This window comes from Bradyrhizobium sp. USDA 3397 (genome assembly GCF_054060965.1).
The window spans coordinates 4,619,159-4,639,577 of the sequence record NZ_JBSSDS010000001.1 but is presented as its reverse complement, the minus strand read 5'-3'; the positions used below and the strand labels follow the sequence as shown (position 1 = coordinate 4,639,577).

The 20,419-nt window shown below is 57.8% G+C and carries 15 protein-coding genes and 1 pseudogene; 7 read left to right on the top strand and 9 right to left on the bottom strand.

Annotated elements, in window-relative coordinates; all coding sequences use genetic code 11:
* Positions 1-18: 18 nt before the first annotated feature.
* Positions 19-1,428 (top strand): alpha/beta fold hydrolase, encoded by a 1,410-nt coding sequence (locus tag ACVWYQ_RS21410; RefSeq protein WP_245481488.1) that lies wholly within the window; start codon positions 19-21, stop codon positions 1,426-1,428.
* Between the two features lie 163 nt (positions 1,429-1,591).
* Here the strand turns inward: ACVWYQ_RS21410 and ACVWYQ_RS21405 are convergent, their stop codons facing one another.
* Positions 1,592-3,190 carry an OpgC domain-containing protein gene (locus ACVWYQ_RS21405; protein ID WP_456726353.1) on the bottom strand — a complete coding sequence of 533 codons (1,599 nt, stop codon included), beginning with the start codon at positions 3,188-3,190 and terminating at the stop codon, positions 1,592-1,594.
* A gap of 782 nt (positions 3,191-3,972) precedes the next feature.
* Here ACVWYQ_RS21405 and ACVWYQ_RS21400 point away from each other — a divergent pair.
* On the top strand, positions 3,973-4,518 hold the full coding sequence (locus ACVWYQ_RS21400; protein WP_456726352.1) for a hypothetical protein: 546 nt from the start codon (positions 3,973-3,975) through the stop codon (positions 4,516-4,518).
* A gap of 1,121 nt (positions 4,519-5,639) precedes the next feature.
* Here the strand turns inward: ACVWYQ_RS21400 and ACVWYQ_RS21395 are convergent.
* Positions 5,640-6,992, bottom strand: a complete 1,353-nt coding sequence (locus tag ACVWYQ_RS21395) for a transposase (RefSeq protein WP_456725395.1) — start codon at positions 6,990-6,992, stop codon at positions 5,640-5,642.
* A gap of 521 nt (positions 6,993-7,513) precedes the next feature.
* On the opposite strand from ACVWYQ_RS21395, the gene ACVWYQ_RS21390 reads away from it, so the two are divergent.
* Entirely contained in the window at positions 7,514-7,822 is a 309-nt protein-coding gene (locus ACVWYQ_RS21390) for a hypothetical protein (protein ID WP_456726351.1), read from the top strand.
* 79 nt (positions 7,823-7,901) lie between these two features.
* Here the strand turns inward: ACVWYQ_RS21390 and ACVWYQ_RS21385 are convergent, their stop codons facing one another.
* The 4 genes from ACVWYQ_RS21385 to ACVWYQ_RS21370 all read right to left on the bottom strand — a co-directional run bounded on the left by ACVWYQ_RS21385 (position 7,902) and on the right by ACVWYQ_RS21370 (position 12,224).
* Complete coding sequence (locus ACVWYQ_RS21385; protein ID WP_456726350.1) at positions 7,902-8,333, bottom strand: DUF2721 domain-containing protein; 432 nt, start codon at positions 8,331-8,333, stop codon at positions 7,902-7,904.
* A gap of 30 nt (positions 8,334-8,363) precedes the next feature.
* Positions 8,364-9,353: a SphA family protein gene (locus ACVWYQ_RS21380; protein ID WP_456726349.1), complete on the bottom strand. Its 990-nt coding sequence runs from the start codon at positions 9,351-9,353 to the stop codon at positions 8,364-8,366.
* 281 nt (positions 9,354-9,634) lie between these two features.
* Positions 9,635-10,639, bottom strand: coding sequence for an HAD family hydrolase (locus ACVWYQ_RS21375; RefSeq protein ID WP_456727200.1), 1,005 nt, complete (start codon positions 10,637-10,639; stop codon positions 9,635-9,637).
* A gap of 136 nt (positions 10,640-10,775) precedes the next feature.
* Entirely contained in the window at positions 10,776-12,224 is a 1,449-nt protein-coding gene (locus tag ACVWYQ_RS21370; RefSeq protein WP_456726348.1) for a DUF1254 domain-containing protein, read from the bottom strand.
* 445 nt (positions 12,225-12,669) lie between these two features.
* Between ACVWYQ_RS21370 and ACVWYQ_RS21365 the strand changes: the two genes are divergently transcribed.
* The 3 genes from ACVWYQ_RS21365 (at position 12,670) to ACVWYQ_RS21355 (ending at position 17,048) form a co-directional block, all read left to right on the top strand.
* Positions 12,670-13,020 (top strand): hypothetical protein, encoded by a 351-nt coding sequence (locus tag ACVWYQ_RS21365; protein WP_456726347.1) that lies wholly within the window; start codon positions 12,670-12,672, stop codon positions 13,018-13,020.
* 1,228 nt (positions 13,021-14,248) lie between these two features.
* Positions 14,249-14,596 carry a hypothetical protein gene (locus ACVWYQ_RS21360; RefSeq protein WP_456726346.1) on the top strand — a complete coding sequence of 116 codons (348 nt, stop codon included), beginning with the start codon at positions 14,249-14,251 and terminating at the stop codon, positions 14,594-14,596.
* A gap of 1,774 nt (positions 14,597-16,370) precedes the next feature.
* Positions 16,371-17,048 (top strand): Crp/Fnr family transcriptional regulator, encoded by a 678-nt coding sequence (locus ACVWYQ_RS21355; protein ID WP_456726345.1) that lies wholly within the window; start codon positions 16,371-16,373, stop codon positions 17,046-17,048.
* Positions 17,049-17,398: 350 nt separating this feature from the next.
* Here ACVWYQ_RS21355 and ACVWYQ_RS21350 read toward each other — a convergent pair whose 3' ends face one another.
* The gene (locus ACVWYQ_RS21350; RefSeq protein ID WP_456726344.1) at positions 17,399-17,821 is read right to left on the bottom strand and encodes a hypothetical protein; all 423 of its coding nucleotides are present in this window, start codon (positions 17,819-17,821) and stop codon (positions 17,399-17,401) included.
* A gap of 184 nt (positions 17,822-18,005) precedes the next feature.
* Here ACVWYQ_RS21350 and ACVWYQ_RS21345 point away from each other — a divergent pair, with 184 nt between their 5' ends.
* A complete protein-coding gene (locus ACVWYQ_RS21345) occupies positions 18,006-18,215 on the top strand; it encodes a hypothetical protein (protein WP_135179433.1) in 210 nt (69 codons plus the stop codon).
* Positions 18,216-18,863: 648 nt separating this feature from the next.
* On the opposite strand, the gene ACVWYQ_RS21340 is transcribed toward ACVWYQ_RS21345, so the two are convergent.
* Both ACVWYQ_RS21340 and ACVWYQ_RS21335 read right to left on the bottom strand, forming a co-directional pair.
* Positions 18,864-19,160, bottom strand: a complete 297-nt coding sequence (locus ACVWYQ_RS21340; RefSeq protein WP_456726343.1) for a hypothetical protein — start codon at positions 19,158-19,160, stop codon at positions 18,864-18,866.
* A gap of 534 nt (positions 19,161-19,694) precedes the next feature.
* Positions 19,695-19,817: pseudogene (locus ACVWYQ_RS21335) on the bottom strand (DUF983 domain-containing protein); the annotation flags it as partial.
* Positions 19,818-20,419 lie beyond the last annotated feature (602 nt).

The window sequence follows — 20,419 nt, the reverse complement described above, 5'->3', positions numbered from 1 at the left end:
ACCTACTGAGGATTTTCCGTGGTAGACGTTCAGGTCGAGCGCCGGCTAGCGGCAATTTTGGCGGCTGACGTCGCCGGCTATTCACGGCTGATGGGCGAAGATGAGGAAGGCACGCTTGCTGGATTGAAAGCGCATCGCCGAGAGCTCGTTGATCACAAACTCAAATCCCATCGAGGGCGCCTGATCAAGACAACCGGCGATGGCATGTTGGTGGAGTTTTCAAGCGCCGTCGAAGCTGTGAAATGTGCGGTCGAAGTTCAACGCGGAATGGTCGACAGGAACGCAAACGTACCTCAGGCCCGGCGTATTGAATTCCGGGTTGGGATCAACGTCGGCGACATCATTGAGGACGAGGGTGATATATTTGGGGATGGCGTCAACGTAGCTGCCCGACTTGAAGGCATCGCGATGCGCGGTGGAATATGCATCTCTCGCCAAGTCCTTGACCAGATCGATGGCAAGCTTAACTTCCCTTTGCGCGAGTTAGGCCGGCAGAATCTAAAGAACATCGCGCGGCCAATCGAAGTCTATGCGATTGACCTGAACGAGGAAGGATCGCCCGCAACGCGAGTTCTGTCGGCAGCCAACCTCAAACAGGAAATTCGCTACTGCAGAGCCACGGATGGTGTGCGGTTAGCCTATGCTAAAGTGGGTACAGGACCTGGTCTGTTGAAATCGGCGCATTGGCTTGGCCATCTCGAATATGACTGGGATTTTCCGCTCCAGCGCGATTTCCTACTTGGACTTGCTTCGTCATTTACCCTCGTAAGGTACGATGCGCGTGGCAACGGTCTGTCTGACTGGGATGTCGGAGAGCTCTCCCTTGATGCCTGGGTCAAGGACATGGAGAGCGTAGCCGACGCGGCCGGTCTCGACAGGTTTCCGCTGCTCGGGTTTTCGCAGGGCTGCGCGGTTTCGATCGCATTTGCAGCGCGGCATCCCGAACGCGTCTCGCACCTAGTTCTTTACGGTGGATTCGCCGTTGGCGCGAACAAAAACCCTAACTTCTCGGCCGCTGATCGAGAACGGTTTGCTGCAATGAAAACGCTGATGAAACTTGGGTGGGGCGCAGATGACCCGACTTTCCGGCAACTGTTCACCGCCTCGATGTTGCCGGATGCCACGAAGGAACAAGTAGACGCCTTCAATGAGCTTCAACGTCTAAGCGCCTCAGCCGAGTGCGCCGTGCGCTATATCGAAACGGTGTCCGACTTTGATGTTCGGCCTTTACTCAAGCACGTGAAGGCGCCAACGCTTGTTATGCATGTTCGCGATGAACGCAGAGTGCCGGTCGCCTCTGGCCGCGACTTAGCTGCGGAAATTCCCGGAGCGAGGTTTGTAGCACTCCCTGGGAAAAACCATATGCTGCTACCACAGGATCCCGGCGCGCCAATATTTCAAGAAGAACTACGCAAATTCCTTCTTTAGTTTTCATCGGACTTGTATCGTTGCTCATCTAATTTAGCTCGATCGGTCACTGGCCGATTTTTTCCATAAGATCTCATATCCGAATGCCGTCATGTGCTGGTGAGAAAGCGGACGCGCCGCCGAGTCCGTTGCATCGTCCGCCCGTGAACCATCTGGCGCGACATCAGCGGTTTGATAGCTTGACCGGAGACGCGTTACGGCGTGCATCCTCTGCAATGAAATCGGATGTCATGAGCGGTTGTCGCTGCCTGGGTTTGGTCCTGATCGAGCTGAGCAGGGTTGCAGTCGCAATCATCACCAGGATGCCGACGAAACTGAGTGCGATCTGCATTGCAAGGTCATCTGAGATTTTGACCAGCGCTATGTGGCCGGCAAGCGCGAGCAGAACGCCGAGGCAATAGATTGCCAAGGGGTTCTCGCCGCAGCGGATCGCCCCGCGCATCGCCGGCGTCGACAGCCCTCGCCAATTGCGAGGCACGAGCCATACCACCAAGATCGCAAGGGCAATAAAATGCAGCAATCGCAAAGGATCGAGGTCCGATTTGCCCGCCAGGTAAGGCAACTTCGTAAGGATCTGTGGGACAAGAACCTCCGGTGGTCTGATGCTCCAACCCAATGCGATAGTCAGGCTGAAAGCCAGATAGAGAACGGCAAGTCCAAGCGCCAAGCGTGAGCTCAACCGCGGCCAGAACTTCTTGCCCTCCGTGACACACCACGCACCAAGCACAACCAGCAACTGCCAAGCGAGCGGATTGAAGAACCAAACGTTGTTCGGCCACGCCGGAACGGTCCAGCCGAAAAGATGCACCGACGCATAAAGCAAGAGCGAGGCGCCGAGCGCCACGTTCGGCACTCGGAGCATCAGCCACAGCAATGGCGCGAACAAAAGATGGAAAACTACGAAGAGAGGCAAGACGTCGGTGTTGACAGGACGGTATTGCAGGATTGCCGCTTGCGCGAGCGTCGCTCCCGGATGTTCCAAGAGAATACGCGTATTGGTCTCGTCGGCAAGCCCGCCGCCGCCTGCGAGGTAAACCACCACGGCGCAAGCAAGAATGAGCAGCAGAAAAGCGGCGTAAATGTCCCAGCTACGTTGCAGTGTACGGCCGAGCACGCCCATCCATCCACCCCGCTCGTGCGCCTTACCGTAGGCGATCGCGCAGGTCACGCCCGAGGCGAACATGAACACTTCCGCGCTATCGCTGAAGCCGTAATTCCGCAACGTCAGCCAGCTTCCGATGTTGTTGGGAATATGGTTCAGAAAGATGCACCAGAGCGCGATGCCGCGGCAAGCATCGATTCGTAGGTCGCGGCCGGGCATTTTTAGCTCCGGAAGCACGCTCGTCCTTGGCTTCGCGGGTGTCGCGAGCAACTCACGTTCGAGGTGCAGAAGCCGACCGAGCAACACCTCGGCATCGGGTCCAATCTCCGCCGGCGTTGGGCGAAAGTCAGTGTTCGGCGCGGCGCTATCGCGATGCTTGCCGAGGTCGACAGGCGCTTCACGCCATCGCATCGGCTCCCGGGCATCCGAAAGATCGACCGAACTGATCGTCACGATCTCGACTGAACCGCCACGGGGTGGCGGCGCAGGCACCTTCATCATGGTGGCGACGGGCCGAAAAGACGGAAAAGACGAGCCTTCCGTCGACTCTTCTTCGGTAATAACCTCATATGAGCCGGCCGGTAATAGTCGTTCAGCGCTTGCGATCCGGAATGGGTGCTTGAACACTACCATTTCGCTCCGCGATCGGGTCATCACCATGATCATTCTCGTAGATTGGCCACGAGGTGCCGCCGCAGCCACTAGCACACGGGCGAGGCCGGCGGGCGCAAGCGACGCCATTCAGCTCTTCGAGCGAATGCGTTCCGATTGAAAACTCAGTTGGCCTCTGCAGTGAGTGGAGAGCGCGGAAGCTATTTTTCTTTTTCTACGCTTCTTCGCCCTGGAGTAAAACTCCGCACCAGCGTCACAATCGGCACTCGCAACAGTGCGCTCTTCGTGCCCGAATAGCTATCTCTTTCTTTTTTATTCTGGTCATCGACCACCCAGTCGTGAACTGGCAGCCCCCATTACTGATTCCGATCGCTCTCCAAGGCGTATGCTGTTGGCTCGCGAGCATCATGCCGACCTCCGACAGTCATCACGCAGCGGCTGGGCCACACTGCACGAAGAAACAGGTCTCCATTCAAGCCTCCGGGCCTGAAGATCACCCTAATCGGCGAGAGGTTAGCGCAAACTGACGTCTTGAAGTTCGAATACGACCTCGGTGGTATCGCGATGAATGGTCCCGATGCGGAGTTATTCATTAGGTGCTCGAACAGAAACGGCGTAGCTTGTTCGCTCGGTCGAGCGGATTTCTTGTCCGAGAGAGCTGCCCCAAAAACGGCGATGCACCGAAGTCGCCGCTTCCACAAAATGGCAGCCCAGTGCCGTCGGTAGGCACACGTCATCCTGAACATTGATATTCAAATCGCATCACGATGCGCTCGGGTGGTGCCTGCGTGCGTTGGGCGAGCAATTGGAAAGCAAGAAAGGAGAATATCATGAAAATGAGCATTGCAGTCGTTCTTAGCGCTTTGTCGTTTGGGGAGAGAAAGTTGACGAAGTACGCCCGCGTCGCCACTACCGCATGGTTCGGCCGCTCCGTGCTGATCAAATGGGCGCACATTCTCGAAAGAATCGGACTTGCCATGGTTGGGGCCGCGGGCGGTCTGTACGTGGCCGTAGGAATGATGCGCATGGACAATGATTTGTTTCGAAACGAATGGATCGTCTTGTTGATGATGCTTTACGGGGGCTTTGGCTTCTACGTGGGCATCGATCTGCCTAGCCGTCTTGCGCAGACAGTAGAATCCACCAGATCGGGAGAATGGAGCTTTGGCACCGACGCGGCGGCGATAGCTAGCGGGGCCGGAACTTTCTTGGCCGCGAGTGCCGTGTTTCTCTCCGTTGGCATCATTGTCTTTGACTACATCATGCGGGATGGATTCAGCGTTATGGTGGCATGCTGTTGGGCGATAGGCACTTCGTTTCAAATTGCTGCCGGCGCCATAGGCCGCAGCAAAGTCATCGTCGAGGATGGTCAGTGAGGAGCAAGATGTGGGGTAAAGATAAATCAATGTCGCTTTGGACGCCCGAGAAGCTAGACGAGAAAGCCAAGGCAGACGCTGAGAACGACAACTACAATCCGCCACATTCATGGTGGCCCGGCCGATACAGCGTTGGTACCGAAGCCCGCGACAAGTACGACAAAAGTTTTAATCTTCATCACAGCGACAAGGACGAGTGCTAGGCTGTCCCAATTCGCGTTCTGGCGAGATGGTCGAATTTGCTCAGATTCGGTACCGCATAGGCGTTACAAAAACCCTGTCACCGCAAAGCCCTGGGCATCTATCGGTGATGATGACCGTGACCAGTCGATCTCGTCTGCCTGCTTGTCTGAGACGGTAGTGCAAACGGGGCCGGAGCGTTTTCGGAGGCTGAGCTGACGATCGTCGAGCGCTATAAGCGCGACGCGCTTGAAAACGTGGACGGTCCCACGATCCTAAACTTGCTGGAAGGAATCGAGGACGAGATCAGACGACGGGGCGCCCCCGGAGCGACCGATCGAGAATAGAACAGACTCGTCTCTCGGGCTGTGCTATCGAAGCCAATGAGAGCAATTTCAGTTACAGGTTTTGTCCTGATCTGGGCCACGTCGGCAGCGGCTCAAACGGCCGTGCGACAACAGGTCCAGCACGAGCTGGTCACACGGCAGGCTGTTGCGGGAATGACAATGAGCTTCTCGTTTCTCGGCTCAAGGCCCTGTGTTAGCCTCTTCGATAACCCAGAAATTCGGCTAAAGGACGTTCCGCAAGGAGCAGCTTCAATCCTTGTGCAGCTTACCCAAGCCGATCGCGAATACGGCGGCCAGGAAGTGCGCCTGCCAAAGAATGGCATCCTTCCGGCTGGCGCTCTTCGCACTTTCGGCCCTTGCAACCCCGGTATCTACCAATATGAGGTAACGGTTAAATCGACTGCTGGCGAAGTACTAGGACGAGCGCGGCAGTCACGTACGTTCCCAGACGACAACGAGTCCAAAGCGCGGCCGAACTAGCGACCCTGAAGGGAAAGAACGATTGGTCCGCTATTGGCCGATTCCGTTGAAAAAGGCCGGCAGTATTTTGTTGTAATAGCTCCGTCGCGACGTGACCGAACTGCTCCATCGACCCTATGCGAGCCTCGCGATGGGCATCGGGATGAGCTTGGCCATCTTTCGAAGGTTCTGGGCGGTGGCCGCGAGGATGAACTCATCGCGCGCGCCGTTCGGGCCTCGTAAACGCAAACGGTCGAGCTTGAGGATGCGCTTGAGGTGGGCGAACAACATCTCGATTTTCTTGCGAAGCCGGCGCGAGGTGCCTCCCTCCCACGATTTGGCGATCTGGCGCGCCATGTCGCGAGCGCCTTCGTAGATGGAGCGCGGCACCCTCCGTGATGCCTGCTTGGGGCAACACCGAGCCTTCAATGCGCATCGATCACAATCGCGCTTGCTGGCGAGGTAAAGCATGGTGGCACCATCATTCACCAACGTTCCGGTGGTGGTAAGAACTTTGCCACCAGGGCAACGATAGATGTCGCCAGCATGGTCATAGGTGAAGTCGTCGCGCGAGAAGATACCGTCTGTGCGGGCGGACTTATCGAAGACTGTAACGTGCGGTTCGATGCCGTGCTCATAGACCAGCCAAGCGAGCATCTCGGCCGAGCCATAGCCGCTGTCACCGAGTAGCCGGCTCGGATAGAGATCAAACCGCTCCAGCGATCGTTCAATCATGCGCTTGGCGGCCAATACCTCCGCCTGCCGGATCGCCGTCGTTGCCTCAACATCGACGATGATCGCGTTCTCGACGTCGACCAGGTAGTTCGTCGAATAAGCGAAAAACGCTTGGCCACCGTGCGCCCCCGTCCAGCGCGCCGCCGGGTCGGAGGGCGATACGAACTTCGGGGTAACCTCGGTCGCCGCTCCGAACGCGGCATCATCGAGGACAGCCAGATACTCATCGATTGCTCGGCCGGCAGCCTCCGGCGGAAGTCCCTTATCGCCTTCGATGCCCTTCTGCCGATTGGCATCGGCCTTGATTAGGCTCGCATCAACCGCAAATCCCTCACCGCCGACCAGTCGTTCCTCGATGCAGCGGCGCAGCACGCTCTCGAACACGCGACGGAAGAGGTCGCTCTGCCGGAAGCGGCCATGCCTGTTCTTGGAGAAGGTCGAATGATCCGGCACCGCCCCATCCAGACCGAGCCGGCAGAACCACCGGTAGGCCAAATTGAGGTGAACCTCATCGCACAGGCGCCGCTCCGACCGGATGCCGAAGCAGTAGCCGATCAGGAGCATCCGGATCATCAGCTCGGGATCGATCGAAGGTCGGCCGATGCTACTGTAGAAAGGTGCCAGCTCCCGCCTGATCTCTTGCAGGTCGACGAACCTGTCGACCGATCTCAAAAGATGGTCGGAGGGAATATGCTTCTCGAGCGAGAACTCATAGAACAACGCAGCCTGCTCGACTTGCTGATGCCCCATCATGATCTTCAGTCCTGCCAATTAGACAGACTGAATCACTGCTATCCTTGAGTCGCAACTGCCGCGTTTTTCAACAAAATCGGCCCATTGCTGACGTACCCTGTGAATGTTTGCAAGTCCGCTAAGCCGATCAAACCGGACGTCGGCCGCTGGCCGGCCTATTCCATAACAACTGATATCCGAATCGCTTCAGATGCTGGCGAGCAGCCCTCCGGTGCGTCGCCCCGGTTTCGATGTCGGCTCTTTGTGACCCCAAGCGGACCTCGGCCAAGCTTATCGTGTCATTGCGCTTGGTTATGAAATTGAGACTTGGATTTTTATGCCGGTGTCGCGTCGATAGTACAGCGCGGCGCACTGGAATAAGTCCGCTGGAAATGTCCGAAGAGAGTACTGCTTAGGGCAGCCATGGCTGCCCGGTTTGGGATTTCTCGGCGCCATATGGACGAACCCACAAAGCTCAATTAGAAATTGAGTGAGAAACCTGAGCCGTGCGGGCCGGCGTCGGGCCGATCGGGAGGCCGAAAATGCCTATCACAGTTTCGATGATCGTGTTGGGGACGCAGTTGGTTGCGCCGGTGGCAGACGGAGTGCCGAAATTCGACATTGCCCGGAGTTGCAAGCTTGACGTCGCCGCCACCGCCGGCCTCTCCGTTGATCAGTCGATAAAGAGCTGCGTGAACGATGAACAGAAAGCGAAGCGGCAGCTCGCAAGCGAGTGGTCGAAATTCCCCGCGCCAAGCCGGGCAAGTTGCACCTCCCAAGAGAGCATCGGCGGCACGCCAAGTTACGTCAGTTTGCAGACATGCCTCCAGCTCGGTCAGTGGGCCCGTTAGCTGCTCTGGGCTGGTTTTCACTCGGGCGATTGGCGCTGGCTCCTTCCGGCTGAGGGGTGTGGCGAAAAGCGTCACTGCGTCAGGCGTAATGATCGAACTCGCTCAGTGCGATTCGCACCTCGCGGGCAAAATCAACAAGCGGTGCAGTGAACGCACCAAGGGCAACCATGAACAGGATGGCTACCCCGCGCTCATGCTGAATCTGAAGAAGCGCGCTTGCAAACGCGACGACGACAAGAACTGTTACCGAAATACTGCCGATCACGGCCCAGAAGATAGCCCGGTTCAGCATGGCCGCACGTCGCATCAAACGTGGCAGATCAGCCCTCAGCGGGCATCTCACATCGTCGTCAGGTATCCCGTTCAGGACAATCGTTCTGTCAACGATTCGATCTTGACGGGAGATCAGGACCGCAATGAAGGCTGCCAGCGCGCCCAGAAGAAACGCGGGCGCCGCAGCCTGCGAGATAACATGGGATAGCTGACTGACAGTCGGCGTATCGGGTAGCATCGGTTGCCGCTTTCTGCGCGCGATGATGCCTTACTTCGTCACCACCCGGTGCGCCGGTGTCAGCGTGCTGGTGGGAGCCATCGGCGAGATCGCGAAGGTCAGCCAGATATTCCATCCCGACGGCCGGTTCTCGGCGGCAAATTCGCCATAGCCTTTCAGATTGAGATATCCCTGCATGTCGCCGATCGGAAAGACATATCCGAACTGCGGGCCGATGCCGAAGACGCGGGACCGGAAACCGCCGAGCCGCGAATGCTGGCCGAAGTCGTCAGTGATCTGCTGATATCCGTAGCCGACCAAGCCGACGAAAAACTGCTTGGAGAGGAACTTCGAGATACCCCAATCGACATGGAAGTCGATCCCGTTCTGGTATTGCGTGTCGGGATTCTTGAAGTTGTAGGTGAAGCCCGCGACGGCGGAGAATTCGTGTCCCGCGGCCGGGTTGAAGTAGGTGTAGCCGCCGCCGGCGTCGATCGCGGCGTGGCCGATGCCGAGGTTGCTGAGGCGCGCGGGATCGTAGGCGCCCACCGGAATGTCTCCGGTCAAATAGGTCATGAAGTTGTGCACGCCGGCATTCCACTTCAGCGTGGCCTGCGGATAGAGGTCGCCGACGGAAGTGAGTGAATCCGAGATGCTTCCCGTGCGGGTGGTCACGATCGGACCGAGTACGCTGGTGAGCGTTCCGTCAATGCTGGTGCCTGCCCGGCCGAACAGGCCGGTGACGCCGATGGCCAATTGACCGCCAAGCACCGGCGTGCCGAAAGTGTAGGTGGGATTGAGCAGTATCAGATCGGCCTGCGCGTTCAGGCTGGCATTGAAATTGACGTTCACGGTTGACGGGAATCTGCCGATCTGGATCTGTCTTGCTGCGGCGACGGCGCCCGATGCTTCGACTGAGGTGTGATAATATACCGCCGCCATCGACCAGCCCGGCACCTGAGGTGTCGCCGCAAGGCTACCGAAACGTCCGGGAAGCCAGTAGGAAACGCCGCTTTCGTCGGCGTAAGCGGCCCCGGACATCGATCCCAACATCAGCAGAGCCGCGCCGATGCCGCGGCACGTGCGCTGACGGTCGGAATTTCGCTTGGCAAGGTTGGCGGGGCATCTGCCTGCTCCCAATGGCTGGAGGACCACAGTGATCAACCCGAGATTGCCATAGATTATATGTCTCGTCGTAAGCCATCGCTCTGCGAAACGGTCCAAATTGCAAATCCTTCGCGGCTGTTGCGCTAAAGTCGTCAGACGGGCGCCTGCTATTCACTCCATCGGCCATTGCGAAAAGACCCGCGTCCACTTGATGTTCATTTGCTTCCAAACGGAAATATCTTCTTCCAGTCGTTCTTCATGTCGACAACGGTCCAGCCCATCGCCTGGGCCGCATCGAGCGCCTTGTCGAGGCGGCCAATGGAAGAATGGCGATCGTACGCCCATTCCCGTTCGGCGTCGGTGTGGTGCACGATAAGGGCGAAGCGAACACCGCCGCCCCCCTTGGCCCATTCGAGCATTTGCAGGTCACCGTCGGAGTTGCCGAAAGCCGCGATCGGGTGGCGGCCGATGTGCATCTGGATGCCGACGGGCTTGCCGGCCTTGTCGTCGATGAAATCGAGTTCGGGCAGTTTCGTGAGAACGGGTTTACCGTCGCGCAGCTCGAAGTTCAGCTTGCCGCTGCTGCCCACCACCTGCTCGGGCGGGACGCCATAGACCCGCTCGGCAAAGACGCGCATGAAGTCGATGCCGCCGCCGGAGACGATGAACGTCTTGAAACCGTTGCCGCGCAGATAGGCGAGTAGTTCCAGCATCGGCTGATAGACCATTTCGGTGTAGAGCCGTCCTGTGACGGGATGCTTCGCGGTGGTTATCCAGTCGCGCACGATCTGCTCGAACTCAACCGTCGTCATTCCCGAATGCGTGGCGGTAACGATTTCGAAAATAGCAGCCTCGCCGCCGGCGAGCGCGCCTTTGATGTCACCCTCGAGCAGCGAGGCAAACGGCTCCTTGTCCTTCCACTCCGGATGCAGCGGGGCGAGCGCCTTCACGCGGTCGAACGCGAAGGCCGCCTGGAAATAGATCGGCTGCTCCGCCCACAGGGTGCCGTCATTGTCGAAGGTGGCAATCCGCTCGGCAGGCGGCACGAGGTCGGGCGAGCCTTGCTTCGTCACGCGCTCGACGAAGCTGACGATAGAATTTTTGGTCGCCGTATCAATCCACGACGGCAGCGGGTCGGCCGCGGGAGTTTGCGGCAGCGCTGATACGACGGGAAACGCCGTGAACGCCGCAGGCGCAGACAGTACTGTGCGGCGGTTCATATCGAAATGCACTTCGCTCTCCAAGGGCGTGCGGAACGAAGATGGCGTTTCGTCAGCATAGCGCTGGCTCCTCTTCAGCGATGTGGTGTTTCGCGCGGTCGGTCGCCGGTGCCGAAGCGCCGGCGTGCCGCTTATTTCACTGAGGGGAGATCCCCACCGTCGTCTGCGACTTCACGACCGGCGGCGGATTCCATCTGCCGGTCAGCGCTTCCGACTTCGGCGCATAGAGGCGCATCGTCAGATTGAACGGCGCCTTTGGCGCGGGAAGCCAATTGGCTTCGAGTTCCTTGCCGGGGCTTCCGTTCTGGAAATAGAGGTCGAGCGAACCATCGGCATTGTACTTGAACGGCATCCAGCTGGAGACCGCGAAACGGTTCAGCGTGTTGCCGACCTGGAATCCGTCCTGATCGTAGAGCGTGATCGACCAGAACGCATTGACCGGAGGGGTGGCGCCCTTTTCGAAGGTGATGGTGTATTTGTTTGCGCCATCGAGCGGCTTGCCGGATTCATCGGCAAGATTGAGCGGATAAATGGCGTCCTCGACCACGTTCGCGCCCAGCCCCTGCTGCGAGAGAATGGCCCGCTTCAGGTAATAGTTGCCATAGACGCCCACGGTGTCGGTATTCATCGACCAGCCGTTGGCAACCCGCGCCAGCGTCGGCAGCTTCCAGGCCATCAGCTTTTGCGCATCCTTCGGTGCGGCTTCAACCGCTCGCTGCACGGTGGGATCGAGCTTGCCGATGTCAAAGCTCTTGCCAACCTCGATGCCGATTTTCTTCATCTGCGCGAGGATCGGCTCGTCGGTGATATGAGGCGGATGCAGCTTGAGCAACTCGGCGGCATTGGCGAAATAGACGCCCGCCGACATCGTATCGACCTGGGTTTTTGGCGGTGTCTTCATATCGACGCTTGGGTCGGGCTTAAAATCAAGCGGCTTGGGCGGTTTGCCATACTCGGAAAGCAGAGTAACCTTGTAGCCGGCCTGGATCTTGTGAACCGCAGGATAATCCGGCGGGCCGTCGGTCTTGGTCCGGCCGATCAGCCAGACGTAGGGTGTTGGCGCGTTGATGCGCTGGGTGTCTTTCGGAAGCTTGAACTCCTCGGCGAATCTGTCGCGCAGATCCGGCCGCCACCCTGGGGGCGTCACCAGAAACGTCCCGGCCTTGGTGCCCGTCGTGCGCCAGCCTGGCGACGCAAAAACATCGGTCCACATGTCGAGCATCGGCAGCAGATAATAGCGTCCATCGGTATCCGGCGCCGAGATGACAACGGGCTCCTTGGTCATATCCAGCCACGACGCGGAATACAGCGTATCGAAGTTGGAGCGCACCACGCCTTTGAAATCCGCCGGCGGGTATTCGGCCACATTCATGAACGTGTTCATCGGCCCCTTGAAATCGGTGGTGCCGTTGGTGAACTGCTTGCGGGATACGTCCATCGACAGCAGCGGGTAGAAGTAGACGTAGGCGTCGACCGCGATGGCGTGCGCCTCCTGTTCGGTGATGGCCGCCTGGGCCAGCGCCACGGGCGCGGCTGCCGCGCCGAGGCAGAGAGACAATGTCAGGGGCAGAATTCCTCTAAGCATATCGGATCCTCCTCTTCAGTGATGCAATACGGTCTCCATCTTCGGTTCGTTCGGAATTCGGCGTCGCGCGCTCGGCGGGTGCCGCGGGCGTGCCGATTGTTTTTCATGGATGGCAGGGCTGCCGTGTGCTGCGCAGGCGCTATTTCGGTCCCGCACAACGTCGCGGTCACGCCGAGCGTTCCGAAATCTGATTCAGTGCTGTGATACGCATACGTCATTCCTTGTACAAAAAACGACGGAACCACTTGAAGCGCTCTCGCTTGGGTGAGCGAGGGAGCGTGCAAATGAACGTGCGGCGTCGACTGCATTGAACGCCGCATGGCGTCTGCATAATCGAAACAGGATTGCTGGGGCGATAAAGCTTGTCGCTGAAGGGCACTTCGAAGTGCGGCTTCGGCTACCTCCACGGCATCACGATAGCACAACCTAATAGTGAGGGCCAGCCATGATCATTATTCTGTGCCTATATGGTCGTTCCGCTGTCGCTTGTGTTCTCGAAATTCAAACTGGTGCGATGGGGGCTGGTTGTCTGGGTCTATCTCGCTGTAAAAAGGCGGACCTATCCTCGCGACATTTCTCGCTCTTTTTAATTATCGAATGTGACAGGACAATTGTGGCGATCCCGGTCAAGCCGAACGTGCCGGTAAAGGCCAACGACGTGCTGTTTCAAATCGACCCGGCGCCGTTTCAGTACAAGGTCACGCAGTTGCAGGCTTCGCTTGCCGGCGCAAAGCAGCAGGTCGAGATCCTGAAATCGAATTGCGAACAGGCAACGGCGAATGTCTCCCATTCATAGATTTTTTTCCCGGCGGCACGAGTTTTCGAGGAGCGCCGTTTCATGACTCTCGAGTCTCCGTGAGCCAGCATCAGCAATAAGTCAGCTACTTCCGGTCCGTAGTAGGTCCGCAGCTTGAGATGTCGTTGCAGAGCCCAAGCGCTCCAGCCGATTTCTGCTAATTATTTCCCTTCCCCGATTTAGAGCACTCGGCCTTCGGTTCTTCTGGTGTTTGGGACTACCGCGAGTAATTCGCCTCCCGCTGACACTGTGTCCCAAGGGCCATCGTCATTTGTGCGCGTGCCGGAGCGCATGCTCCCGATGCATTCCAAAGCTTTAGCGGAGCGGGCTCTCATGATCGGGAGGATCGGAATTGTTGCGGAGCCGCGCCTTATTCATTTCATAAGTCTCGACCGAGGGTCAGGTGATGCATCGTCGAATGTCACTCGAGGCTCGCTTATTCTCAAATTGCTGGAACGATTGATCGTGGGAAGCCTTAGTCCTCAGCGGTCGGAGATTATCTCTGAGAGCCAAGCCCACTGACCGGTCGACATTCTGCCCCAATGCCCGGCGGAAGGCTTAGCGGCCTCGGATGCCTAGCACCGAGGCCGATTGCCATAATCGTGGTGCGCTTTGGTTGGACAACAAGCCGTTCTTGCCGCCAGACGCGCGCATACCGTCTATCGACTGATTGCACGACAGACCACACTACAATGCCTTAGTCTGCCAGCAGCGGAGTAACTGCAATCAGAACCTGGGCGGCATGTTACACAAGCCTTGGACTCACAGCTGGCGTAGATGAGTTTTGGACAATTGCTACTTGCGAATGAGCAATAATGACCAGCGGAGCTTCAACATAGGTTCCATCCTGGATTCTGAAGCTGCCGGTAAATGAGAGTTGGCGCTCCGCCCGTCATAGTTGATGTCATGCAGTCACTTCAGCCCAAGCGACCAGACAATCAAATTAGCTACGGCATCTCGCAACTTGTTCAATTGCGCCGGATGATGCCCCGATTTGCTCGGTCGCTCCTGCTAGTCCTACGCGGAATCAGCCGCGGCCTGTCTCTTATCACGAAGTCCAACATTGCAAAGCAAGCAAAGGGCGCCGGCTTTTGCCAGCCATGTCGGGCGCGGACAAGCAGGCGATGTGCCCCGCTTGGGACGTGGAACGTATCGGGCGCGAGCGCCGACTGACAACAGGCCTGAATCTCGCCAGGAGGTTCGACTGGCCGTGAAAGGAGTGATTCGGATGATTATGCCAGCTAAAACTGAGGGGTCACATCCGACCGTCTTCGTTCTGGAGATCCACGGTCAGCCGATTCTGGCGTTCAGAGCCGCGACGAGTCGTCAGGCCAGAGAATTAGGCAAGGAGGACTGGCTACAGGAGGATTTGAAGCGAATGATGATTGGACACAGACCGCTTTGGGATGGGAAGTCGCCGATCGGGGTGCGCCGCGCCAAGCCAGCAGAAGAGGCGCATTACGTTGACGCGAAAGCGGAGAATGCTGCGGGCGACCTGGTCTATCTGGTTCGGCGCGACAATGAAGCGGCTGCAAGTAATCCCGTCGCGCGTGGATCATTTCCGCCCCAGAGATGATTTCGAAATAGCACCTTGCCGAAGGACGGGGGCAACTTGTTGAAGAACGACAATATCGAGACCTGCTGCACTGAAGCCACGTTCTAAAGGACCGCCAGCTAGCAGCTGACGCCTCGACAAAACTCTCGCCACGCAGTGATGTTATCAAGCGCAGTGCCGCCATCGTGGCCGCCCAACGCTCAAGTCGTCCTCCTAGTGGCATTCCCAGTGCTGTCTGCAATGCTTCGGCGACTGCGTCGGGGCCATACGGAGTGAGGGTCACGGCGTGTTGAGCTCGTAGGCCGCGCCGAGCACGCCGGGTCATCGGGGTCCCGTGCGGCGACATACTCCTTGGCAGCCAGTTCAATCCGTCGCGCAACGGAGTGACGAGAGCGACGCGACTGAGCCGAAAGAAAGCAGCGAGCGAGCGCCGAGAAAAATTCCTGTTCAAGGTTTTTGACCTCGACTGCAACGGCCTAAAGGCGTTCAACGGAAACGCCGCAATTCGGCGATAGTGCGCAATCTTCTTGTTCAGCGCGATGAATTTTCGCACATGCTCTTTACCTTAGGAGGCACACAACTCTTTCAGTTCCCCCATGCCAACCATCGAGTTTTGCGGGACACAATAACGCGGTACGACCCATCGCCCGCAACTAGGGTGCGGTCGAAGATGGTTGCGCTCCGCCCGTCGGCTCTTTTGCCAAGCGGGAACGATCGGACGCACGACAACAGATGCGCACTTTCTCGGGATATTTATGCCTGGGGGTCGTTATTCAGCCCTTCGATCCCCATATCCAAGTGTACCCCGGTCAACCATCGAGATTGGCCGGAGCGCGCGGAGATTTCCAACGAAAGAGCTCTGCAGCATATGTTCAAATCTCAGCAGCATCGCGCAAGAGCAACCGCGTCAGGCGAACTTGTTAAGGGTTCGACCAACGCTGAGGAAAGCCGCAAATTTAAGACCGGGTGGGCCGGCTGGTAGTCAGCATATGACTGAAGAAAGAGCCGCCAACTGAGGCGGCCTTACCTCATGGAAAAAACGCCGCTCGCTTAATCTGTGTCGCGGGCAGCGGCTTCCCAGCCCCGGGTGGAGTTGCAAAACCCCGGTGCGGCACGAATTGCATAGTCCTATCGTGGAGTCTGAGCAAAATTGCTCACCTTAAGTCAGCCTCACCGTTCTAGGTTTGCACCTGCCATACCGTGCGTCTCACTGCCCTGGTGAGCTTGTGCATCTCCGACCCGATAACCCAGAGCCCGGACGGATCCTCCTGGATCTCCCCGCTGACGTACAGTTGTCGGCCAGAAAGACACCTCTCGAACCAAATTCGGGGTTTTGGTCAATATTGACCAAGCGCGCCGGCATAAGTTGAGCCAGACTGGTTCCATCGCCGCTCCGACCGACAGTTATCGGCGATGGCGAGATCGGTAATGCTCCCGCCTAACTCGGGGAACGCAGATGTCATCTATCCAGCCAAACCCACTCTACAATAGCGCCGATTTCGGAATTCATCCGTGTTTGAGGTGCGGCAAGCCTATGCGGCTCGTTTGCATTGAGCCCGATCAGCCTGGTCAGGAAGTCCGCATCTTCGAGTGTTCGGAATGCAAAACGACTGGTAAGTTCAAAGCCGTGATTTAGTTGCCGATGGCGGAGATCGGCCTAGTCCCAACGCTCGCTTCGCCGAGGCGCGAATGGCGCTCCGAATGAACGTGGCGAAGGGCCTTTCCGTCCGGCTGGTTTATTGGCACGCCTTCAGGCGGCAGGCCAAAGTGGACGTGGATGAGGACTAAAATCGGCATGGCCGGTAGGACCAATACACCGTTTGACCCGAGGGACTTTCTCGCCAACGTGGGCGAGGGAAAGACCATCCTTGAGTTCGGCAAAGGTGACGTCATTTTCTTCCAGGGTGACGAGGCGAATACGATCTTCTACATCCAGAAGGGGCAGGTGAAGGTTGTCGTCATATCTGAGCAAGGCAAGGAAGCTGTTGTTGGTATTTTGGAGCCCGGCCAGTTCTTTGGCGAAGGCTGCATGAACGGTCATTCGCTGCGGATTGCGACAACGACGGCGATCGAGCCTTGCCTGATCACGGCGATCACGAAAAGCGCCATGCTGGCAGCGCTACGCGACCAGCCTAAGTTCTCCGAATTGTTCATGAGCTACCTGCTAACTCGAAACAGTCGGATCGAAGAGGATTTGATCGACCAGCTCTTCAACTCCAGTGAAAAACGGCTGGCGCGGCTGCTTCTTTTACTGGCGAATTTCGGGAAGGAGGGGAGCCCTCAACTAATCAGCCCTAACATCAGCCAGGAAACATTGGCCGAGATGATCGGAACGACCCGATCTCGCGTCAGTTTCTTTATGAATAAGTTTCGCAAGCTCGGCTTGATCAACTACAATGGAAAGATCGAGGTCAATAGCTCGCTGCTGAACGCCGTCTTGTACGACAAACCCGAGATCCAACGCGACTCATAAGTCCATCAACATCTTCGGAAGCCGGCGTTACGAGGCGCGAACGATCCCGCGACCACGCAGCGGATTGGGAAGCTGATCGGAGAGCTAGAGCGGGAGCAATTGGAAGAGAAAGAGAAATGAAACGCAGTTCTCCGCCTTGACGCGCTCGCGAGTTCGCGCTGCTGCGTAAGTAATCTCAGACAGTGCGAATTCCACTCGCTCCAGGAACGCACCTGAGCAAGTCAGCTCAGGGTCAAAATGCGCCGTAGAGGCTCCGAATTGGCATTTCTGCTCTACCCCGAGGAGCCGCCTAAACCAACAGGCCATGAGCCGACATCGCTCCAATCAAGCGGCGATACTTGTCAGGCTCCTTAGCGGCCGTAGGGGAAGCAGCGGTTGCGATCGAGTGTGAGACCGAAATGCGCTCCCAGCGCAGCGATGGCCGCGTCCTGCTGAGGATAAGGATCGGCATTGGATGCGGCAACGATGATGATTGGGAACCCGCCGCGATCCTTGCCACCCGGTGGCAGCATCGCTGTAGTTAGTGCATTGCCCTCCCTGTCGCGCAGCGTGAGGAAAAGCGGCATCTCTCGCTGTATATGGGCCTCGAGGCCGATGTCGCGCTCGATCGCGTTGGGCCGCTTGGGACGCCAGGACTGGACTGCCTTCTCCCGCTCGTTGCGAAAATATTTCTCGACTGTGTGGTTCATCAGGCGCGACTCATGCGCCGCTTCACCTTCCGTCTCAATACGGAACCAAGTCTTACCCTTCGGCGCGTCGCAAACATACTGCATTTTCGCTTGTCCTGCGATCGCCTCGATTCTAGGGCGTCTAGCCTGCAAAGCCAACGTGCGATTCGCTCCCGTGTATAACGCTGCACGATCAGAGGGGCTAAGAGTTCTTGATTGGACGTTGAAGTTCTAGCGAGCCCAAACAATACTAGGTCGACCGGAACAATCCTCTTCAAGGAGCGTCCCGATGCCTGATGTACGGGAAAAGCAACGCGAAGCCCGCCGGAAGATCATTCGCCAATGGGCGAAGCTTCCGAAGGATAAACGGCAGTCTGTGCAGGGGATTTCTGAATTCGCCAGGACCGCCGCTCAGCAGAACGAGGACGCATTCGTCCGCAGCCGTCGCGATCCGTATCAGAAGATCATGGGATGGCTATTGCCGCGTGCTCATCTCTGAACGACTGAGTCCTCTGCACATCCTTCGAAGTCGACGCCGAAATTTCGGCAAAGTCATCGAATGTCCTGCCTTGTCCGAACCCCCGGCAGGGCCGTCACAAAGCGACGAGATAACTGTGAAGCTGAAAGCAACCATCATCGTCGCAGCGCTGCTAGCTGCAACGGCCGCACAGGCCGAGACGATCAATCTGAAATGCTGGGCGCGGTCCTTACGGGTAGCGAGCGCAACTCGGTCTATATAAACGGGGAACAGGTCACCGTTAATCTGGACGAGGAGACGATGCACTCTCGGACATTCGGAAGCAATTTGGCCGTCCACGTCACGGATTCGCACTTGTTCTTTGAGATGGCGCTTAACTCGGCAACATTTGCAACATCTGTTCGTCCCGACCGCTGTCTGGCAAGGTTTCATCAACCGTGTCGACGGCACGTTGGAGGCGCATAAACGCGACGGTACTTTCATCAGCGGGCACTGCCAGCTGGTCGGCTGAACCTGCCCAATGTCGCAGATGGGTCATAAGCGGCGCTCAGCGGGCATCGCCATGTAGGTCAGGCACCGACCGAGTGCGGACTTTCAACTGTGCCGAACTGCCCTCCGCTATGATCGAAGGGGCAAACGTTTTTCCAAGGTGGGGCTGATCGGTTCGCGCTACTGGGCGTTCCACCAGCGTCGTACATTGGAGAACAGCCGTCCGAAAATGAACAGCCCAGTAGCAATGACGAGCACGGCTGTCACGAAAGCCGATACAAAGGTGATCGGGTCGCTCTCAAAGCGGATGAGTCTTGACCAGCCCATCCAACCAGGGCCGTAACCGCGCGAGTACAGTTCTCCTGTCGTGAATACGCGACATATTTGGGCTAGCCCCAGCCACATCGCGAACGCGAAGAAAGGCAGACCAACCGCGAGTATGGCTATTGCTTTACCGGTTTGCAGCAATTTCCGCATCCGAACTCGTCGGTTTCCCCCACACTACGAAGATCTCTCAAGCGGCGGCCTTTCCACAATTCTAGTTGCAGGGAAGCCAGAAGGCTCACGAGAAGCCGCGACATCGATGAAGTAACCGTTAAGGAAGCGATACCTCGACTGGCCGCTTGCCTTGAAACTTTCGCTGCTAGTCGAGGTAAAGCGGACTAACAGTCGCTTCCCTTCAACATTGCTCGGGACCTCTGTCAAATGGGGTCCGGCGTCGCTCGGCGGCTGCCGCGAGCCTTCATCCAATCGCCTGCCAGTCGGAGACACGCTTCCGCGGCGTCCTGGCTGGTGGCTTTCTCCGCCTCGCGTCGGCATTCGTCCGCAAGCGGGCTAACAGTTCGCTCCCTTCAAGAGGGCCGTAGCGCCATCGAAAGGATCGTGAGGAGGCCGATGGCAGCTATTGCCAAAGCCAATAGATGCATCATCCACGTAGGGCGATTACTGAACATTCCCCACTCCTCCGGTGCAGCTCAACGTAGGCAACTTGGGTCGAGAGGCTGTTTGATCTAGATCAAAGTCCATGTGTCCCGTTAAATCCGGTCCGTCCACTCTCTTCAAGAAGGCGCGGAACAGTTTTCCCTCGCCGCAGCGCGGGCACCGGCCGCGAAACCCACCCATCATTGCCGTCCAGGCTGCGAGTGACTTGGACCAACCGCCTAATCCTTGCGTGCCCTTGTTCCTCTCAGCTCAACACCTTCTGCGAGCCTCATCAAGTTGCGGGCGAGCCGGAGCCAGGCTTCCTTTGCATCCTGAGTGCTCACGCTCTCTGCCTTTTGAATGCATTCCTCCGCCTGGTCGCGGAACGGCTTGGCATCTTCTTGGCCCATGGGCAACGACCGTCAGGCTACAGGCGAGAAGCCCAGCGTCAGGGCAATGGGAGGGCGCTGGGCTTCCGGCAGTGCAAAGGCTCGATGATCAAACAAAAAACCTAATGCACGACACGAAGAAAATAGTAACCGACGCCACCGATCACGAGAACCGTAGGCACGGCCCAAATCAGTACGACTGGCATGGTTTCCTCCTCCATCCTTCTGCCAGCTGACTAAACGGGCGAAGGAGGGTTGCGGTTCCAGCGTCCACGAGCGCCGTCCGGTCCCTCGGCACGAGGGGATCGTGCTCCGGTGGGAATGAGAGACCGAGGTGAGGCGGTTTAAGCCATCTGATCGATTACTCGGGCGCGAGCTTCCATGCGGTCTGCAAACGCGTTCAAGGCGCAGGCAATCTCAGGTGGG